Source organism: Cohnella cellulosilytica, assembly GCF_042431195.1.
GTDB classification, from domain to species: domain Bacteria; phylum Bacillota; class Bacilli; order Paenibacillales; family Paenibacillaceae; genus Cohnella; species Cohnella cellulosilytica.
Map to the genome: position 1 here is coordinate 42,055 of NZ_JBHMDN010000035.1, position 18,150 is coordinate 60,204.

Here is an 18,150-nt window from a genome sequence, read left to right on the forward strand (position 1 = left end):
CTCCCCTTCTGCAGGATAATTCTATTATACGTGATTGCCGTCAAGATCGGAAGAATGAACGCCGCCCGATTTGCTAATCTTCGAACGTGATCTTATCGTTCTCGAGAGATTGGATTCTCACCAGCGTCTCCACACGGTATCCGAGGTCGCGCAGCGCTTTGCCGCCGGCCTGGAACGATTTCTCCAGCACGATGCCGATTCCGTTCAGCTTCGCTCCCGATTGCTCGATAATCTTGATCAATCCGCGCGCCGCGTCGCCGTTGGCGATAATATCGTCAATGAACAGCACGGAGTCTTCCTTGCTCAACAGATGACGGGACACGATCAGATCCGTGACGATTCCTTTCGTAAACGAAGGAACGCGCTCGCAATACGCATCGGGTTCTTCAAGCAGCGTCTTCTTCCTCCGCGCGAATACGAGCGGAACGCCGAATTGCAGCGCGGTTGCGAAAGCGACGGGAATGCCGGAGGACTCCACCGTGAGCACCTTCGTAATCTGTTCGCCCGCGAACCGGATCGCGAATTCCTTGCCCATCTCCATCGTCAGCTGAGGATCGACGCTATGATTGAGCAGAGAATCCAACTTCAACACCCCTGCATTGATGACGCTGGCCTCTTTCAAAATTCTTTCCTTGAGAATCTCCATCGTCTTCTCCACCCCCCGTTGTCGTTTCCGTTTAACGTACCATATCCTTTTGCCCCGCGCAACACCGGATTTTCGGATTTTTCAGCGAGTCGGAACCTAAAATAGCCCCGTTCAAAAATAAGACTAAAGTCCCGGCGTTATTTTGACCTTATGCGACAATAGCATGAAAAATAAAAATAAATTCAAACATCCGAAACTTTTCCAGCTTATGTCTTGTCTTATATAGATGAAGGGAAGTTCAGGGAGGGATGAAACATGACGATCGATCTGCCGGTTTTCTTGCGAGCCGGGAGCATACTGCTCCTGTCCGTCAGCTTGGCCTCATGCACTTCATCCCCGCCGGACAAGTCCGAGGCGTCTTCGAGTCCCGGTCCGACATCGGTTTCGGTTCCGACTTCGCCGTCAGCGCCAACGAACATGGCGAAGCTCCCGCTGCCCGAGCAGCAGTCTTCCGCAAATCCGCAAGCGTCCGATAACGACGAGCCAGAGAGCTCCTCCGCGTCCGAAGCTCCGCCCGTCGAATCCGGCGGACCGACGGAGCCTTCCGAGACCTCCGTGGAGACGTCGACCGTCCATTCCTCCGTTTCGCCCGAGGAACCGGCCGTTCCGAACCATTCGTCCTTCCAAGCCAAATCTCCGTCGCTCGCCTATCTTAAGCTCGGTTATACGGATAAAGACGTGATCAAGCGCTATGGAACGCCCAAGGACACTTACCCGTTACCCGACGATGCCGAAACGATCGAAATATGGGAGTACGACGGCCTGTCCGTCGGCCTGAACGAACGGGATAAAGTCGTCTACATCGAGATCGCTTCGAAAACCGTGGACACCGGAATCGAGAAGCTCGATTACGGCATGAAAGGCGCTCAAGCAGCCGAGCTGCTCGGCATTCCCGAAGGCAGCCGAACGAACGTCCTGTCGCTGGAGGTATCCGGAGGGTGGTTGAAGCTCGATCTGGACCCCGATACGCAGAACGTTCTTGCTCTTAAGCTGCTCGACCGCAATCTATAGCCTATGGCCCTTTGCCGGGCATACAGTAAAAACTCTAACCGAGGAAATCCCGGTTAGAGTTTTTTGTGCGAGCGGATATGGGACAGCTGCTTGCCGATTCGCTTCTTGTACAGCTTGCTGAAATATTTGGAGCTGGGGTAGCCTACCTTCTCGGCGATTTCGTACATTTTCAGATCGGTCGTGCGGGCCAGATGCTCCGCTCTTCGGATACGCGACTTCGTGACGTATTGGTGGAACGTCTCCCCGGTATGTTCCTTAAACAATCTGCTAAAATGCGCGCGGCTCACGTTGACGAGCGCAGCCGCCGATTCGAGACCGAGCTTCTGGTCGTGCAGATTCCGTTCGACATATTGCAGCGCCTTCTCGATTTCCTGCGGATGCGAGCTTTGCATAAGCGTTTGCGCCGTTCCCCACAGCCCGATCACGTACCTTTTCAGCTCCGGCGCCGCGCCCAGCGCTTGCAGCCGGGAGTACATCTCCGGTTCGGCGCGGTACAGCTCGTGCAGAACGCCCGGATAAGATGCCGCGCGCTGCAGCAGCATACCGAGCAGCATGCCGCTCAGCTCCAGCGTCTGGCGATACGTGGCGTTTTTGCGTTCAAGCTCGCGATAAATTTGTTCCACCTTAGCCGCGCCGGGGAACGAATCGCTAAACCAGCCGCCGTCGAGCCATTCCTCAGAGCGGTAGGTCCAGCGCGGCTCCGCGGTTCCTTCAACAACGATCAGCCGATCCGCAGGCACGCGCTGCTCGCGTTCGTCCAGCACCTTGAGCAGTGCGCCCGCGGCTTGCGATAGCTTGCGCAAGGCGATCGGCCCGGTCTGCAGCGCCATCTCGACATCGAGCTGGAAATACGTTCGCAGCACGCGCGACAGTGTCGTGAACCGCTCGCTCCGCTTCCCCTCCCTGTCTTCCGACGCACCGGATAACAAAATGACGGCGAGGTCCGGCGCTTTGCAGACGGACTCGTACCCGGATTCGGCGCGAAATACTTCATCGATCACATTCGTCGCAGCATATGCGAACAACGTTGCATCTCCCTTGAAGGAGTTCTGCAGCACTTGATCCCCGTTGCGGAAACGGACAACCGCAACGATGCTCGCCGCCGGGTCGCATTGAAGCGGCACTTCCTGCCACTGCGCGTCGCCGACTTCGCTGCCGGCGAGCAAGTCGAGCAGCAAGCGTTCCTTCAGCTTTCTTGCACTGTTAAGGTACAACCGCTCAATTCGATGAGCCGTCTGCGCTTGCCGCTTGGACTCCTCCCGCCGCGCCGCCGCTTTCTTGACCGCTTGAACGATATCGGCCGGCATCATGGCAGGCTTGTGCAAATAGCTGCACGTCTGCAGCTCCAGCGCTTCGCTTACGTACTCGAAATCGGTGTAGCTGCTCAGGATGATCACTTCCGCGGAATAGTTATGGTCGCGCATCGTTCTGACGAGATCGAGACCGTCCATCTCCGGCATTTTGATATCGGTCATGATCACGTCGAATTTGATTTGCTCCATCAGCTCCCACGCCTGGTTGCCATTGGCCGCCGTATGCGGAGCGTTAAACCCGGCCTCCCGCCAATCGATGCTGTTGACGATGCCGACGGTGACCAGCATTTCGTCTTCGACGATCAAAATATCGTACATCTAGACCACCTTGCCTTCGGTCAAAATCGGAATCGTGACGACGATGCGCGTATGGAGACGCAGCGGTTTCTCTACAGTTAGCCCATACTGTTCGCCGAAATGCATCCGTATCCGGTCGTCTACGTTCGCCATGCCGACGCCCGACATTTGATCCCTCGGCTTCGGCGCGAAGCCGACGCCGTTGTCTTCGACCTCGAACCGGATTTGCCGGTTCGCTTCGTCCAGCACGCCGCGCACGATGATGAGACCGTTGTACGCCTTGTTGGCCAAGCCGTGAATCATCGCGTTTTCGACGATCGGCTGAATGATGAACTTGAGCGTGTAATAGCGGTCGATCCGCTCATCCCACTCGTATTCCACTTCGATTTTTTCCCCGAACCGCATCCGCTGCACCTGAACATAATCCCGAATGAACTCCATCTCGTCTTTAATGGGAATGAAAATTTCGTTCGTTCGGTACGTAAAACGAAGCACCTTCACAAGCGCGACGACCGCGTCGGCGATTTTGTCCGCCCCTTCGGATATCGCCATCCACTTGATCGAATTCAGCGTGTTGTATATAAAATGCGGCTGGATTTGCGCCTGCAGCGCCTTCAGCTCGGCGGCCGTCTTCTCCTCCTCCTTCTTCACCGAATCCTTGAGCAGCTGATCGATTTTTTCCACCATCGTATTAAACGTGACGGCGACCATGCCGATGTCCGGACTGTTCGACACCGGCACTTTGACGTTCAGTTGCCCCTCGCCTGCTCTTCTCATCGAGCGAATGAGCGTATGGAATTGACGAAGAATGCCATGCGACAGCAAAATGGCGAACAAAACGGCAACGGCGAGCGCGAGACCGGCGACGATAAGCAGGATGCTGCGCAAATGACGGAAGTCCAGGCTGTACCGCGACAGCGGAGAGGCGACCGCCATCGCCCACCCGCGCTCTTCGAGCGGCCTCACGCTCAGCATGAGCGTCTGGCCGTCCGACTTCGCCGTCGTCGTGGCGATTCCGGTATTGCCTGCGACTCGCTTGCGAATGTCCGCCGCTGCCGTATCCGACAGCTCTGCCGACGTGCGCTCTTGAATGATGCGGCCTTGCTTGTCCATGAGAAAGACGCTCTCGGCCTGGTCCGTCGGCATAAGCTGCAATAATGAGCCGAACTTGGCCGCGTCGACGTCGATCTGGATCAGGGCGAGATCCCTGCGGGTGCCGTAAGCGCCGACCTGGCGAACGAACGACAGAACCTCGCGCTCCTGCAGCAGCGTATAGGTCGGCGTATGAGAGAGCAGCAGTTCGCCCTCCGCTTGGCCTGTCGGCGTGCGGAGCGCTTCCTCGACCCAGGTCATCGCTTTTAATTCATCCCGGTTCAAGTAAGGATCGGTCGAATAGATTGTGCCGTCGGAGCCGACCATGTAAATCTCCGTAATATAGGGATACGATCGTTTGAAGTTGGCGAGCAGCTCCTCCGTCTTCTTGAGCGTGTCGAGCTTTTCCGCGCCCGTCTTTTCCGCGTAGTCCATGAATGCCCGGGAAGTAACGGAATACGCGATCAACTGCGTTTCGGTCGTCCTCACCTGCTCGGATACGAAACCGACTTTATCGCTTAATTGTTTGAGCAGTTCTTCGTTATAGGATCTGATTTTCTGCTCCAACGATACGTTCGTGCGTTCGTAATAATACCAATTGATGACGAGGGCGGGCAGCAGCGCGATAACGAACAACGCGCCGATCAGCTTCGTCTGGATGGACGGCGACCGCCATCCCGGTTGTTTGAATTTGCCCATCGCGCTTGCCCTCCCCGAAGTCGAACCGATCAGCCTTTGACCGCGCCCGCCGTCATGCCTTTGACAATCTGTTCTTGAAACAGCATATACACGAGCCAGAGCGGCAGCATCGAAACGACAAGTCCGGCGCATACGAGCGCGTAGTCGGTCGAATACTGCCCGGTTAGCGCCATCACGCCCTGCGTCAGCGTCTTCGACGGTTCGCTGCCGATCAGCACGTAAGCAAACAAATACTCGTTCCAGCAATTCAGAAAGCCGAGCGTCCCGACCGTCGCCAGCCCCGGCTTCGCGAGCGGAAGCACGATGGAGACGAACGTGCGCACCCGGCCATACCCGTCGATGGCCGCCGCCTCCTCCAGCTCGCGCGGAATGCCCTTCAGAAAGCCGTGCAGGATGAACACGCACAGCGACAGATTGCTTACCACGTATATCAGAATCAAACCGAAATGCGAATTCAGAAGATGAAGCTGCTTGAGCAGCACAAAGGACGGAATCAGAATGGCGTGCACCGGAATCATGATCCCGAGCGTGAAGTACGCGTACAGCCAGCCGCTCCTCTCCTTCCGCGCAAGCACGTACGCGGCCATCGCTCCAATGAGAAGCATAATCGCCACCGCGCAGGCGGAGATGAACAGACTGTTCCAAAAATAACGCGACAAATGCGCCGTCTGCCAAATATCGGCATAGTTGCCCCAATGCCAATTCGCCGGCAGGCCGAACGGATTGGCGTAAATTTGATGCTTGTCTTTGAGCGAGCTGACGAGCACCCAATAAAACGGGAACAGCGTCGACAAAGCGAAAACCGCGAGCACGAGGCCCCGCGACAACCCTGCGGCCCGCCTTATGGCGTAAGTCATCCTCCATTCCCCTTTCAATTATACAGTCTGGCGCAAATTCTTTTAAACAGCACCGTAAACAGCGTCGCATAGGCCAAAATCGTAATCGTCATCGCGCTGCCGTAGCCGATTTCGTTGCTGATAAACGCGGTTTTGAACATTTGCAGGGCGATGAACGAAGATGCGTTGCCCGGCCCTCCCGACGTAATGACCCAGGCGTGGTCGAACGACTTGAGCGAGCCCGTCACCGCCAGAATGACGCACACCTGGAACACGTCCCAGATTTGCGGCATAACGACGTTGAAGAACGTCCGGAACGGGCCGGCTCCGTCCATCCGCGCGCTCTCGACAAGCTCCTCCGGCACCTGCTGGATCGCCGCCAGAAAAATGACGACGTACAGGCCGATGTACTGCCAGATTTGCGGCGCCATGACCGCCTTCAGCACCGTGTGCGGATCGGACAGCCACTGTCTCTTCCAAGAGGACAAACCGAGCGAATCGAGCAAGTGGTTCAAAGGCCCGGTATCCGAATTGTAAAACAGCGAAAACATCAGGCCGATGGCAACCGGCGAAATAATGACCGGAATAAAGTATACCGACCGGTAAAACCGGAACCCTCGCACGACCTTCGCCAGCAAATAGGCGATCGCGAGCCCTGCTCCCACCTGAAAGACGAGAGAATACGCGATTAATTGCCCCGTATTGCGAACGACCTGCCAATAATCGCCGTCCGCGATCAACTCTTGATAATTGCCCAGCCCTCCGAACGTCTTGGCGGTTACCCCGTTCCACTCCGTCAAGCTGTACCCCGCCGACATCGCGACAGGATAGATCATGAACAGCGTGTAGACGATCACCGCGGGCAAGACGAATCCGCCGTAAAAAAGCGAATCTTGTTTTCGCCGCATAGTCTTCTCCTCCTCCCTTGCACAGCTGCGTAAACAAAAGGAGGGGAACGCGCCCCCTCCTCCTTGTTCCGCGATATCCGTCACTTCGCCTTGTCGAGCGCTTTCTGCGTCTTGGACACATATTCATCGGGCGATACGAAGCCCGCGAACAGTTCGTCCAGAGAGCTCAGGATGACGGAATAGGCGTTGCTGTCGGGAACGTAGCTCTCGTGATGCGGCCATACGTTTTGGTTTTTCGTGAATTCCATCGCTTTGGCGTAGAGCGGGGACAGCGTAGACGGATCAAGCTCCATCTGCTTCGCCGGGAACAAACCGCCCTTCGCCACTTCGCCCAGCACCTCGTCGGAGTTGATGAAGTCGGCGAAATCCACGAGCGCCTGCTGCTTCGCCGGGTCTTCGAACGATTTGCGGTTGATGAGCAGACCCATCGCGACGGCCCCGATCGTATAAGACGACGGGTCGACGACGGAACCTTCGAGAGCAGGGAAGTCGATCAGATCGCTCTTATCGACAATCTCTTGCTTCACATTGCCGATCATCCACGGAAATTCGTACACCATCGCCGCTTTTTCCTCGTTATAGAGCGACAGCTGCGGACCCCAATCTCCATTGGCGACCGTGTCGCTCGGGAAGATGCCGTCCGCCTTCATCTGCGCGACCGCTTGCGCCGCTTGGCGGACCGCGTCCGTATCGTATTGGTACGTTTGCGGGATTTTCTGCGCGTCGTCGAAGCCGTCCTGGAATTGGTACGCCAAATAGCTGAAAAACAAGTGTGAAGGCTGGCCGTTTTTACTGCCCATGCTGAACGGCACGATGCCATTGTCGTTGAACACTTTGGCGACTTCGGTCAGATCGGCATATGTTTTCGGATATTCGAGATTGTACTTTTGGAACAGCTCGCGGTTGGCCATGAAGAAGCCTTTGAACGCTTCGAGCGGCAGACCGTATTTTTTGCCTTCGATATCGAAGAACGACCAGGCGATATCGGTGTACTGCTCTTTTTTCACCGTGCCGCTCTTGCTTAAATATTCGTCCATGTCGAGAATTTCGTTCGCATCGACAAGCGGCTTGAGGTTAACCGGCCCGAGCCAGTAGGTGAAAATGTCGGGCAAATTGCCGGCCGTCGTGTCCACTTTGATTTTCGTGCGGTGCTCCTCGCCCGGTGTCGCTTCGAATTTGAAGGTGATTTCCGGGTGCTTCGCCTCGTACTCCTTCAGCTTGCCTTCGAAATACGACGCTTTCGGGTCCGCACCCGTCCAGTTGTAAGCGAAGCGGATCGTAATTTTGTCTCCGCTGCTGCCGGCATTGCTTGGCGAAGAAGCGGAAGGGGAGGCCTCGGCCGACGGAGAGGCGCTGCTGCCCTTATCATTATTGCTGTTCGTGCAGCCTGCGACCAAACCGGCGACAAGCGTCGCTGCAAGCACGACGGATGCCGACTTTTTCATTTTCACAGATAGCCATGTCATAGGAAGGTTTCGCTCCTTTTAAGTTCAAATAACAAGCGTATGAAAAGATTTCGCGGTCATCGGCACTTCGTAGACGGCCCCTTCGCAAGCGATCGTAATCGTTCTCGGCGCATCATGCGGATTATGCACGATGAATGCTTTGCGCCCTTCGGTGTTCTCGAACGCGATGGCGTTGCCGCTCCAGCCTCCCCGGAGGCCAAGCCTGTCCGCACCTTTGCCGACGAAGCGGCACATATGCTTAAACAAATAAAATTCAGGGTTCCATGTCACCTCGCCGTTATCCGGGTCCACGTTGACGAGGCTGTTCTGGTATCCGCCCCACGTGCATTCCCCGCCTTTGGGGAGCACCATGTTCCAATAGACATAACTTTCGACGCCGTTATTTAAATAATGCCACAACAGGCCAAAAATGTAGTGCGCGTATTCCCACATATTTTTGCCGTCTCCGCATTCGTTTTCCGTCTGCATAAGCCGCACTTCCGGAAACGCGATATGCGTTCGCTGAATCGCCTGCTTGCCCGCCCATTGATAACCGACGCCGCTCACGTACGCTTTCGCTTCCGGATCGTTCAGGACGGCGCCTGCGTAGCTGTCGTACGAATCGGTATTGAGCGTGCCGAGCCACAGCTCGATTTCCGGCTGCTTTTCCCGGAACAACGGACCGAGATAATGCTTTAGAAAATCCCGCATTTCTTCCCCGGTCCATACACACGAAGGGAAGCGATGATGCGTGACGGGCTCGTTCTGAAAATGAAGCTGCGCGATCCGCACGCCTTCCTCCGCATAAGCTTCCGCAAACTTTAGCAAATAGAGCGCGTAGGCTTGCAAATTCCGTTCCGTCGCGACCAGTTTGCCGTAGTTGTACGTTTGCGGATGCTTCATCCACGTAGGAGGGCTCCACGGCGAAGCGAACCATTTCATGTCCGGCTGAATCGCTTGCGCCGCCTTGACGTAAGGCAGCAAATTCTGCCGATCGCGGTCGATTGAAAACCGCTCCATCTCGTAATCGCCCTCATTGTCGTTGCAGCTGTACCAGTTCACGGAGTAATCGGTCGCTCCGATCGGAATCCGGTTCAGCTCCAGGCGCAGCCCGTCTCCGGTCTTGTCGAACAGCGCCTTCAGCACTTCCTCCCGTGCTTCTTCGCTTGTCGACTTGAGCGCCAACCACCCTAATTCGTTGACGCATCCGCCGAACCCTTCCATCCTTTGATGCTTTTCGCCTGTCCATGCCAAGTCGATCGTCGGATGCCCTGACGCAAATCTCGGCTCGGTCTGCCGCCAAACCGCCCGTTCGTCCGACGACACAAGCAGCGGCTCTCTTGGCGCCCGTTCTGTCATCGCTCTCGATGCCCCCTTATTTTAGACGTTCCAACCACTTCGATTATAGGAAAAGGGAGCTTCCCGCCGTAACGCCACGATATTGCGAATCTATCGCCTTTTCGTATCCGATTGTCGCTTGCAGGTTCTACCGTAGTCATTAGGGGGAAATCCGGGTTCGTCAGGGGGTCAAATCGTACGGAAAAGGGGTGAAATCGTGCGGAGCAATCAAGGCCGCCTAACGCCAACAACCGTTCGAGAGCCAACGATAAGGGCAGGCGAACGGTTATTGTTGCAGCAGAAATATAAGGGCATGACCCCGGCGACTGTCGGAGTTTGCGCGTCGAAAGCGCTCTCCGAGTGCCTTCCGAGTCATGCCCGTCCAATCGGCAACATAGAGTAGAGATAAGAATGGACGAGTTGGGGTCGGGGGGTTCCGCGAATGAAACATTGGGCCAGAAGCATTCAAGTCGCGCTCGTATTTATCGGAACCGTCGTCGGTGCGGGCTTTGCTTCCGGCAGGGAAGTACTGCAATTTTTCACCCGATTCGGGTATTGGGGACCGTATCTTATTATCGTCTCCACGTTTTTTTTCGTATGGATCGGCGCGAAGGTGATGCTGCTGTCGGCGAAGCTGAACGCCAGGTCTTACGAGGATTTGAACAAGCACCTGTTCGGGGATTATGCCGGACGCTGGGTCAGCCACGCGATGCTGGTCGTGCTGCTCGGCGTCAACGCGGTCATGCTGGCCGGCGCGGGCTCCGTCTTCTCGGAGCATCTTAACCTCAGCTACCAGACCGGGCTGATCGTGACGATGTTCGCCTGCTTCCTGCTGCTGCGCAAAGGCATGAACGCGATTCTGACGATCAATACGATCGTCGTCCCGCTGATGATCTTCTTTACGCTGTTTCTTTTGTTCGAGACGCTGCGCAACCCGTTATCGGATCAATGGTTCCGCGCCCCGAACGAGCAATCCCCCTGGGCGGCCTGGCTGTCCCCGTTTCTGTACGCCGCCTTTAATCTGTCGATGTCCCAGGCCGTTCTCGTTCCGCTGGGCTCGGCAATCGGCGACGCCCTCGTATTGCGCAAAGGCGCCTGGATGGGCGGAATCGGCATCGGAGCGCTGCTCCTTGCCGGACATTTCGCTCTCGCTTCGCGCATGCCCGGCATCGACCAGTTCGACATTCCGATGGGCGGGATTGCCCGGGAGCTCGGGGCGTGGCTGCACTGGGTGTACGTGTTCCTGATCTTCATGGAAATCTTCACGACGCTTGTCGCCGACATCTACGGGCTTACGCTTCAACTGCACGAACGGACGAAAGTCTCGCCCTGGATGCTGACGGCGGCTTTGCTGCTGCTCTGCTTCCTCGCCGGGCAATTCGGCTTCGGCACGCTGCTCTCGGCGCTGTATCCGATGTTCGGCCTGCTCAGCCTGGGCTGGCTGTTCCTGATCGGCCGCGACCGCGCGCTGCCGCTGCCGCCGCCCGGTCCGCCCTCGCCCGATCCGTCCGGCCCTCCGCCTAAGCTTCGAGCGTAAGCAGGCTGGCTCCGGCAATGCCGGAGACGATCGTCTGCGCGACATGGCGGTGGCAGGTAAACATCAGCACCTGCCTGGTGCCCCCGAGCTCCTCCAGCACCGGCAGCGTGCGCGCCAGCCTCGTCTCGTCGAAATGGACGAACAAGTCGTCCATCAGCAGCGGCAGCGGATGCTCCGGAGACGCCGCGTCGCACAGCGCGAACCGCATCGCCAAGTAAAGCTGCTCCTGCGTCCCCCGGCTCAAGTAAATGCTGTCCAGCTGCGCGCGCCCCTCCGTCTCCGCGAGCAGCGTCCGCGAATCGCCGGGCGCGACGATGCGGGAATAGGCCCCGTCGGTCATCTGTCGAAAATAGCGCGAAGCCCGCAGCAGCACCTCCGGCTGCTTCTCCTGCTCGTAGACCGCTTTCGTGCGCACGATCAAGCTGTCCGCAAGCGCCAAAACCGCGTAACGCTCGGTCAGCGCCTCCAATTGGTCTTCGAGTTCTCCCAGCCGCTGCCGCTTGTCCTCCTGCTCGGCCTCCCCGCGGAGTCTTTCGAGTTCCTGCGACAGACGCCCGCGGCGGTCCAGCAGCTCCGCCCGGCTCGTCTCGACCTCGGCAAGACGAGCCTGCCGCTCCTGGACGAGTGCGGCGAGCGAGGCTTCGTCGAGCGCGCCCAGCAGCTCGTACAGCTCGGCTTGAGCGGCGGCGTCCCGGCCCGATTCCAGCCGCAGCTGCATTTCGCGCGCCTCCCTGCGCAGCTCCCGGCAGCGCTCGTCTACGCGTATCCGCTCGGCCAGCTCGCTCTCCGAGCGGACTCCGGCCTCGCGAAGCATGTCCGCAGCGCGTTCACTCGCAAGCTCCAGCTCGCGTTCGGCTTCCTGCGCTTTGGCCAGCGCGACCGCGATCTGGCCCTCCAGCCTCTCGGCCGCCTCCTTGGCGGAACGCTCTCCCGCCGTCTCTCGGTACAGCCATTGCACGGCCAGATGGACGTCCGATCCCAGTCCGGCGGGCGGCGGCCATTTCTCCGCGAGCGCGGCCGCCGTCCGATCGAAATCGCCGATCGCGCGATCCAGCGCGTCGATGCGCTCCTCCAGCCGCTTCCTGTGCCGCAGCGCCGTTTGCCCGCGTTCCGCCGCGGCGAACAGCTCCGACGCTCCGCCCGGCGTCAGATGGAGCGGCAGCCTGCGCGTGCTCAGCCACTCCCTCCACTGCCCGTCCGCCGCTTCCAGTCCTGCACGCTGCTCGTCGGCGTCGCGTGCGATCAAATTTCTCTCCTTCAGCAGCTCCTGCATCCTGCCTTGCAATTGCTGTCTTCGCGCGGCCGCGCGCTCGCTTCGTTCCCACAGCCCGATCTGCTCGTGCACCGCTTCGCGCAGCCTGTGCCAGTGGGCGTCCGCTTCCTCGGCCGGAACCTCCGTGCCCTCTTCCGGCGAATCCTCCGCCAGGAACGCCGCCGCGGCTTCCCCGCCGTCCAGCAGCAGCCGCAGCTTCTCGTTCACCTGGCTCCGGCCGGCCAGATACGCCTCGGGGGATGCCCCGCGATTCCCCGGGGCTTGCGCAGCGGCCTCTTTCCCCCGCCGGCTCCAGGCGTAAGCGGCCAGACCGGCTGCCAGCGCCAGCAGCGCCGCCGAGAAAAGAAAGGCAACCGGCGACAGCCGCTCCTCCTGCCCCGGCAGGAACGGCCAGACGAACGCCAGGATCGCCAAGACGGCCGCAAGCCAGACGGGCCACGCGGGAATGCCCCGGCCCTTCTCCCTTCCCGAGCGAGAAGGGACCGCGCGCCCGGGCAATCCCGCTCCTCCCGCGGAGACGATCCGTTCGAACGCTCTGCGGGCATCCTCCGCTTGATGCCAGGCTTGCAGCAGCTCGGCTTTCGTCCGGGGCAGGAAGCCGAACGCAGACGGCGTCATCGGCCGCTCCCGTCCATCCGCCTCCTCCCCGGCCTGCATCGCCGCCTCCTCTTCCAGCAGCACCTCGCGCTGCCGCTCCAGTCTGCGAAGCTCGGCTTGCAGCGTCATCGACGCCCTCTCGGCCTCCTCGCGGGAATGCCGCAGCGTCCGAACCTGCTCGCGGTCCGCCGCCAGGCCCCCGAACGCAGCCAGCTCCGCCTCTCCCCAATCCGGGGAGATCAGCGCAAGCGAGCCACGCACCGTATCGTCCGCCGCCACGCGCTCCGCTTCCAGCGCGATCCGTTCCTCCCGCTTGGCCGCTATCCCTTCGCGCATCGCCTCCAGCCGCTCCAGCTCCGGGAACGCCGACAGCCGCTCGTCGTCCCAGCGCAGCCCATCCCGCTGCCGCCTCAGCTCCCCGAGCGCTTCCCTCTCCGCGGCCAGCCTGTCCGCGGCGGCGCTGCGCCGGCTCCTCAGCTCGGCCCAGCTCCCGGCGGCTTCCTCGGACAGCAGCGGCACGGCAGGATCGGCAAGCACCGACCGCGCCTCGGCGATCTCCGCGAGCAGCGCCTCCCGCTTCAGCCACCATTCCCGCAGGTCCAGCGCGCCCTGCAGCTTGGCCGACTCCAGCCTGAGCGCGGGCAGCTCTTCGTCGATTCGCGCCAGCCGCTCCCCGACCCGCTCCAGCTCTTCCGTCGTCTCGGCGTAATCGCGGATGCCGTCGCGGCTCTGGCGTATCGCCGTCTCCAGCTCCTTGATGCCCGCCAGCAGACGATTCATCTCCTGGTTCGAGCCCTTGGGCCGGTACAGGCGGTCCAGCTCCGCGCCGATCCGGCGGCGCGCCTCCGTAATCGACGCGCCCCCGGCCAGTCCCGCATGGTACAAATAGTTGCCCAGCTCTTCGCCCTGCAGCGTTCTCAGCTCATGCAGCTCGTTGAGCGACACGGCGAACAGCTGCCGAAACAATCGTTCCGACAGACCGCCCAGCAGCAGCCGCTCCCATTCCGCCTGACCGACGATCCGCTCGTTCCCGGAATCGTCCCTCAGCCGAATCTCGCCGCTCCGCTCCGCATGGCGTTCAATCCGCCATTCGCGCCCGCCCGCGTCTGCCAGAACAAGGCGTCCGCCATGTCGGCCGCCGAACACCGGCTCCCCTCGCTCCACCGGCTCCTTGCGCGTGGGGAAGCCGTACAGCATGCTCCGCACGAAACGAAGCAACGTACTTTTGCCGGCCTCGTTGGGGCCGTAGAGCACCGTTGTCCGCCCTTCGCCGAGCGCGAGCCTCAGCCCGCTCAGCGCGCCGTATCCGTCCACTTCGATTTCCCTTATGTACATTCTCCCGAACCTCCTCGCTCGCGGCTACTTCGCATCCTCGTCGCGCAGCAGCGAAGCGCTCAGCTCCATCGCCCGGCGAATCCATTGCTCGCGCTCCTCGCGCGAGCGGCTGTCCAGCCACTGGCGAAGCCGCGGCTGCTTGCGCAGCGGCGCCGCCGCCTCGTCCAGCAGCGCCTTCGCCGCCTCCGGATCGGCCGCCTCCAGCATCCCTCGGCGAACGAGCTCGCCCAGAAACCCGTCTTCCTCGGCGGCCCGCTCCAGCCGAAGCTCCCCGGCCGTGCGCACGTGCAGCGATTCCGGCCACACCCAGTCGTCGGCTTCCTCCGGCGGCGTCAAGCTCTCCCTCAGCCCCTCCAGCCACTCCTCGGCCGCTTCGGCCCGCATCAGACGCTCATGCAGCGCTCCCCGCCCTTCCAGGCGAAGGCGCGCGATCGTCGCGCGTCCGGCCGAAGCGCGGCGAGCCTCCTCCAGCGCGTCCAGCAGCGCCTCCTGAAGCTGCTGCTCGCGCTCCATCCCGTCGATCGAAACCGCGATCTCCCGCCAGAGAACGTCCGCGAGATCGTGAAATTGCATGTCCACCCTCCCCGAGGCGGAGACGGACACGACGTAGGCGCCCTTGCCCCCGGTCTCCCGCACGCTTCTCCCCTGGAGATTGCCGGGATAGACGACGTGCGGGTACTCGCTGAGCACGCGGCGATCGTGCACATGGCCCAGCGCCCAGTAGTCGAAGCCGGACGCCGCCAGCTCCTCCAGCCGGCAGGGGGCGTAATCGTCGTGCGCCGGGTCGCCGTTCACGTTCGCATGCAGCACGGCAATATGAAAAGGCGCCCCCTCCCGTTTCTTGAAGCGAAGCGCCAGATTGTCCCCGACGGCGCGCGTCGGGTACGATATGCCGTAAATATGGGCGGCCGATTCGCCGCCGCGGGTAAGCGCCGCGCGGCATTCCACCTGCGACGAGCCGAAAACGTGCACGCCGTCCGGCCAATCCAGCTTGGCCTGCGTGCCGCCCTCGTGGTCGTGGTTGCCGGTTACGATATACGTCCGTATGCCATGCCCGGCCAGATCGCCGAGGACGTGCTGAAGCCGCAGCTGGGCGCGCAGGGAGCGGTCCGCGGCGTCGAACAGGTCGCCCGCGAGCACGATGAAGTCGACGCGCTCCCGCGCTGCCAGCTCGCCGAGCCGGCGCAGCGCGGCGAACGTCGATTCGCGCAGCCGCTCCCGCACGGCGGACGGAGCCTTCGACAGCCCCTTGAACGGACTGTCGAGGTGCAGATCCGCCGCGTGAATAAACGTAAAAGCAGCGCCCATTCCGCTTACGCCTCCCCTTCGCGGTCCCCCGCGTCGGCCGCGATCTCGGCGTCCGCTTCGGCGGGGCCGAACGAAACGTAAATCCGCTTAAGCTCGCTGATCACCCGATTCAGCGAATAAATATCCTTGGCCTTATTCCAGCCGGCCCTGGCCATTTCGTAGCGGAAGTGCGGATCGCCGATCACCGTCTCCAGCGCGTTCGCCAGAGCGACCGGGTCCTCCGGCGGCACGAGCAGGCCGTTGATCCCGTCCTCGATCTGCTCGGCGATGCCGCCGACGTTCGTGCCGACGAGCGCCAGCAGGCAGAGCGCCGCCTCCGCGAACACCGAGCCGAACGCTTCCGCCCGGGAGGGCAGGACGAACACGTCGAAGAAAGGCATCAGTTCCTCCGGGTGAAGCATGTAGCCGTAGAAAATCGTATCGTCGTAAATGCCCAGCCTCTGCGACAGCTGTTCCAGCTCTTCACGAATCGGACCGTCTCCGATAATGTGAAGCACGAATTTCGCGTCCCGCTTCCGCAATTCCGCGCACGCCTTCAGCAGAACGTCCAGTCCTTTGGCCGGAACGAGCCGGCATACGGCGACAAGCTGGGCCACCTCGTTTTCGTGCGGCACGGGCTTGAACCTTTTCTCATCGTAGCCGTTCGGAATTACGATCGTGCTGTCAGGATCCCGAAGGTAAGTGCCGATATATTGGGCAAAGGACTTCGACACCGTCATCAGGCGATCGGCCTGACGCTCCAGCTCTCCGTAGATGGAAGTCAGAAACCGGTGCTCCGGTCCGCCCTCGGCGATTCGCCCGTTCAGCACAAGCTCGCGCTCGTAGCTGGAGTGAACCGTCACCAGCAGCGGCGTATCGGGAAAAATCCGCTTCATGGCAAGCGCCGCGATCGGATGGTGCGCATGAATCAAATCGAAGCGCTGCCCGGACAGGCGGAGCTTCACCCACCAAATATAATCCTTGTAAGTCTGAATGTATTTGTCTACAATGGCATTGCCCGCATAGGGCCGCCAATCGAACGAGGCAAAGTCGATTTCGTCCTGTCCTTTGTTGCGAATGCGCTTCGGGAGCGAGAACATTTCCATCTCCCAGCCGACCTTGCGAAATCTCTCTCCAATATAGGGAACCATGGACGAAACGCCTCCCGGCTGCTCCGGGGGAAAAAACAGCGCCTGCAGGATGTTCAACGGCGTTACCTCCTTAGTTCTGGCGTTCTTGGTGCTCGTCTCCGACGTTCTTGATGCGTACCTCTCACAAAATATGATATATTAGAAACATATGTTCTGCAAGTTTCATAGACCGTCTTGTTAAGGAGACTCCCATGTTTCTGATCACGCTGAGTTCCGACAAATTCGCCTTGCTGTTCTCGTCGGCAATGGCCGTCGTTATCGTCTCGCTCATGCTGTTCATGTCCTATCGGCTGTTCGCGAGCAACCGTCGGCACGCTTACCGGTCTCTGCTGACCTCCCTCGCGTTTATTTTAATCCAGCAGCTGCTGCAGATCGCGATTTCGCTGGAGCTGGCTCCGTCCGCCCCGGTGCTCGCTTTCGTCGGCAAGCTCCTGGAGGTCTATGCGTTTATCGTGATCAACTTCGCGATTTTCGAGCTGTATCACCGCAGGCGTCCGCGAACGCGGCTCTGGTTTTTCGGACTGCTCGCGGGCGGCCTGCTGGCCGCCGTCGGAGATATCCTTCCCGTGGCGCTGTCGTCCGATGAGTCCTGGATCGGCGCCATCCGCTCCGCGCCGGCTCTTGACGGCTATTTGCTGCTGTTAGGCCCGCTGTTCGTGCTGATGTTCGCTCCGCATATCGGTCAGCCCCGCAAGTATATGACCAGCCTGTGGATCGCCTTTACGATGCAGCTGTCCAGCATTTCTTCCGTCTACTGGGCGCCCGAGGCGTCCATTTTCAAAACCATCGCGGGCTTGCTGCCGGTCTTCTACTATATTCTGCTCTTCGCCATCATTTTCGAACGGGTCGTCGAGATTTTGCAATCCGTCTATCGTTCCTCCATTACGGACGGCTTGACCAATCTGTACAATCGCAGATACTTCATGGGCAGACTGGACCCGATTCTAAAAAGCGACAGGCAGGCGGGGGTGATCTTTTGCGACATCGACAATTTTAAGAAACTGAACGACACGCACGGGCACCATAAAGCCGACGGCGTGCTGAAGCAGGTGGCCGCATTGTTGGTGGAGGAGACGGACGGGATCGGGTTGGCCGGAAGGTATGGAGGGGAGGAGCTTGTCGCCTTCGTTGTCGGGCCGGCTTCCGCCGCGGCGAAAGCGGCCGAGAGCATCCGCTCCCGCACCGAGAAGGAGACGATCGTCACCGTAAGCGTCGGCTTCAGCATGGCTTCCCCCGGAGACACGGCCGAATCCTTGTTGAAGCAGGCGGATCAGGCGATGTACCACAGCAAGACGAACGGCAAAAACCGAGTTACCGATTACGCCGCGATGGGCCGGCCGGAAGGTCCGGCTGCCGTTCCGAAGCGCCGCAAAGGCTGATTGGCC

At 60.0% G+C, this 18,150-nt stretch carries 13 protein-coding genes; 3 read left to right on the forward strand and 10 right to left on the reverse strand.

All coding sequences use genetic code 11. The annotated features are described in order from the left end of the window. Positions 1-73: 73 nt before the first annotated feature. Positions 74-646, reverse strand: coding sequence for a xanthine phosphoribosyltransferase (locus ACFFT4_RS24940; protein WP_378051673.1), 573 nt, complete (start codon positions 644-646; stop codon positions 74-76). A 255-nt stretch (positions 647-901) separates the two neighbouring features. Between ACFFT4_RS24940 and ACFFT4_RS24945 the strand changes: the two genes are divergently transcribed. Continuing rightward, positions 902-1,657, forward strand: coding sequence for a hypothetical protein (locus ACFFT4_RS24945; RefSeq protein ID WP_378051674.1), 756 nt, complete (start codon positions 902-904; stop codon positions 1,655-1,657). A gap of 53 nt (positions 1,658-1,710) precedes the next feature. Here the strand turns inward: ACFFT4_RS24945 and ACFFT4_RS24950 are convergent, their stop codons facing one another. The 6 genes from ACFFT4_RS24950 to ACFFT4_RS24975 form a co-directional block, all read right to left on the reverse strand. After that, complete coding sequence (locus tag ACFFT4_RS24950; RefSeq protein WP_378051675.1) at positions 1,711-3,288, reverse strand: response regulator; 1,578 nt, start codon at positions 3,286-3,288, stop codon at positions 1,711-1,713. Next, entirely contained in the window at positions 3,289-5,058 is a 1,770-nt protein-coding gene (locus ACFFT4_RS24955; RefSeq protein WP_378051676.1) for a cache domain-containing sensor histidine kinase, read from the reverse strand. Positions 5,059-5,087: 29 nt separating this feature from the next. Further along, a complete protein-coding gene (locus ACFFT4_RS24960; protein ID WP_378051677.1) occupies positions 5,088-5,915 on the reverse strand; it encodes a carbohydrate ABC transporter permease in 828 nt (275 codons plus the stop codon). A gap of 14 nt (positions 5,916-5,929) precedes the next feature. Then, positions 5,930-6,802: a carbohydrate ABC transporter permease gene (locus tag ACFFT4_RS24965; RefSeq protein ID WP_378051678.1), complete on the reverse strand. Its 873-nt coding sequence runs from the start codon at positions 6,800-6,802 to the stop codon at positions 5,930-5,932. Positions 6,803-6,882: 80 nt separating this feature from the next. After that, positions 6,883-8,268 carry an ABC transporter substrate-binding protein gene (locus tag ACFFT4_RS24970; RefSeq protein WP_378051679.1) on the reverse strand — a complete coding sequence of 462 codons (1,386 nt, stop codon included), beginning with the start codon at positions 8,266-8,268 and terminating at the stop codon, positions 6,883-6,885. Positions 8,269-8,292: 24 nt separating this feature from the next. After that, positions 8,293-9,606, reverse strand: a complete 1,314-nt coding sequence (locus ACFFT4_RS24975) for a glycoside hydrolase family 30 protein (RefSeq protein ID WP_378051680.1) — start codon at positions 9,604-9,606, stop codon at positions 8,293-8,295. A 421-nt stretch (positions 9,607-10,027) separates the two neighbouring features. On the opposite strand from ACFFT4_RS24975, the gene ACFFT4_RS24980 reads away from it, so the two are divergent. Beyond that, positions 10,028-11,122, forward strand: coding sequence for a YkvI family membrane protein (locus ACFFT4_RS24980; RefSeq protein ID WP_378051681.1), 1,095 nt, complete (start codon positions 10,028-10,030; stop codon positions 11,120-11,122). Here the strand turns inward: ACFFT4_RS24980 and ACFFT4_RS24985 are convergent. From ACFFT4_RS24985 to ACFFT4_RS24995, 3 genes are read right to left on the reverse strand one after another with little or no spacing between them, the layout of a single operon-like run. Beyond that, positions 11,106-14,327: an AAA family ATPase gene (locus tag ACFFT4_RS24985; protein WP_378051682.1), complete on the reverse strand. Its 3,222-nt coding sequence runs from the start codon at positions 14,325-14,327 to the stop codon at positions 11,106-11,108. The genes ACFFT4_RS24980 and ACFFT4_RS24985 overlap by 17 nt on opposite strands. 24 nt (positions 14,328-14,351) lie before the next feature. Next, a complete protein-coding gene (locus ACFFT4_RS24990; protein ID WP_378051683.1) occupies positions 14,352-15,635 on the reverse strand; it encodes a metallophosphoesterase family protein in 1,284 nt (427 codons plus the stop codon). A gap of 5 nt (positions 15,636-15,640) precedes the next feature. Beyond that, positions 15,641-16,822, reverse strand: coding sequence for a glycosyltransferase family 4 protein (locus tag ACFFT4_RS24995; RefSeq protein ID WP_378051685.1), 1,182 nt, complete (start codon positions 16,820-16,822; stop codon positions 15,641-15,643). Between the two features lie 134 nt (positions 16,823-16,956). Here ACFFT4_RS24995 and ACFFT4_RS25000 point away from each other — a divergent pair, with 134 nt between their 5' ends. Beyond that, a complete protein-coding gene (locus tag ACFFT4_RS25000) occupies positions 16,957-18,144 on the forward strand; it encodes a GGDEF domain-containing protein (RefSeq protein WP_378051686.1) in 1,188 nt (395 codons plus the stop codon). Positions 18,145-18,150 lie beyond the last annotated feature (6 nt).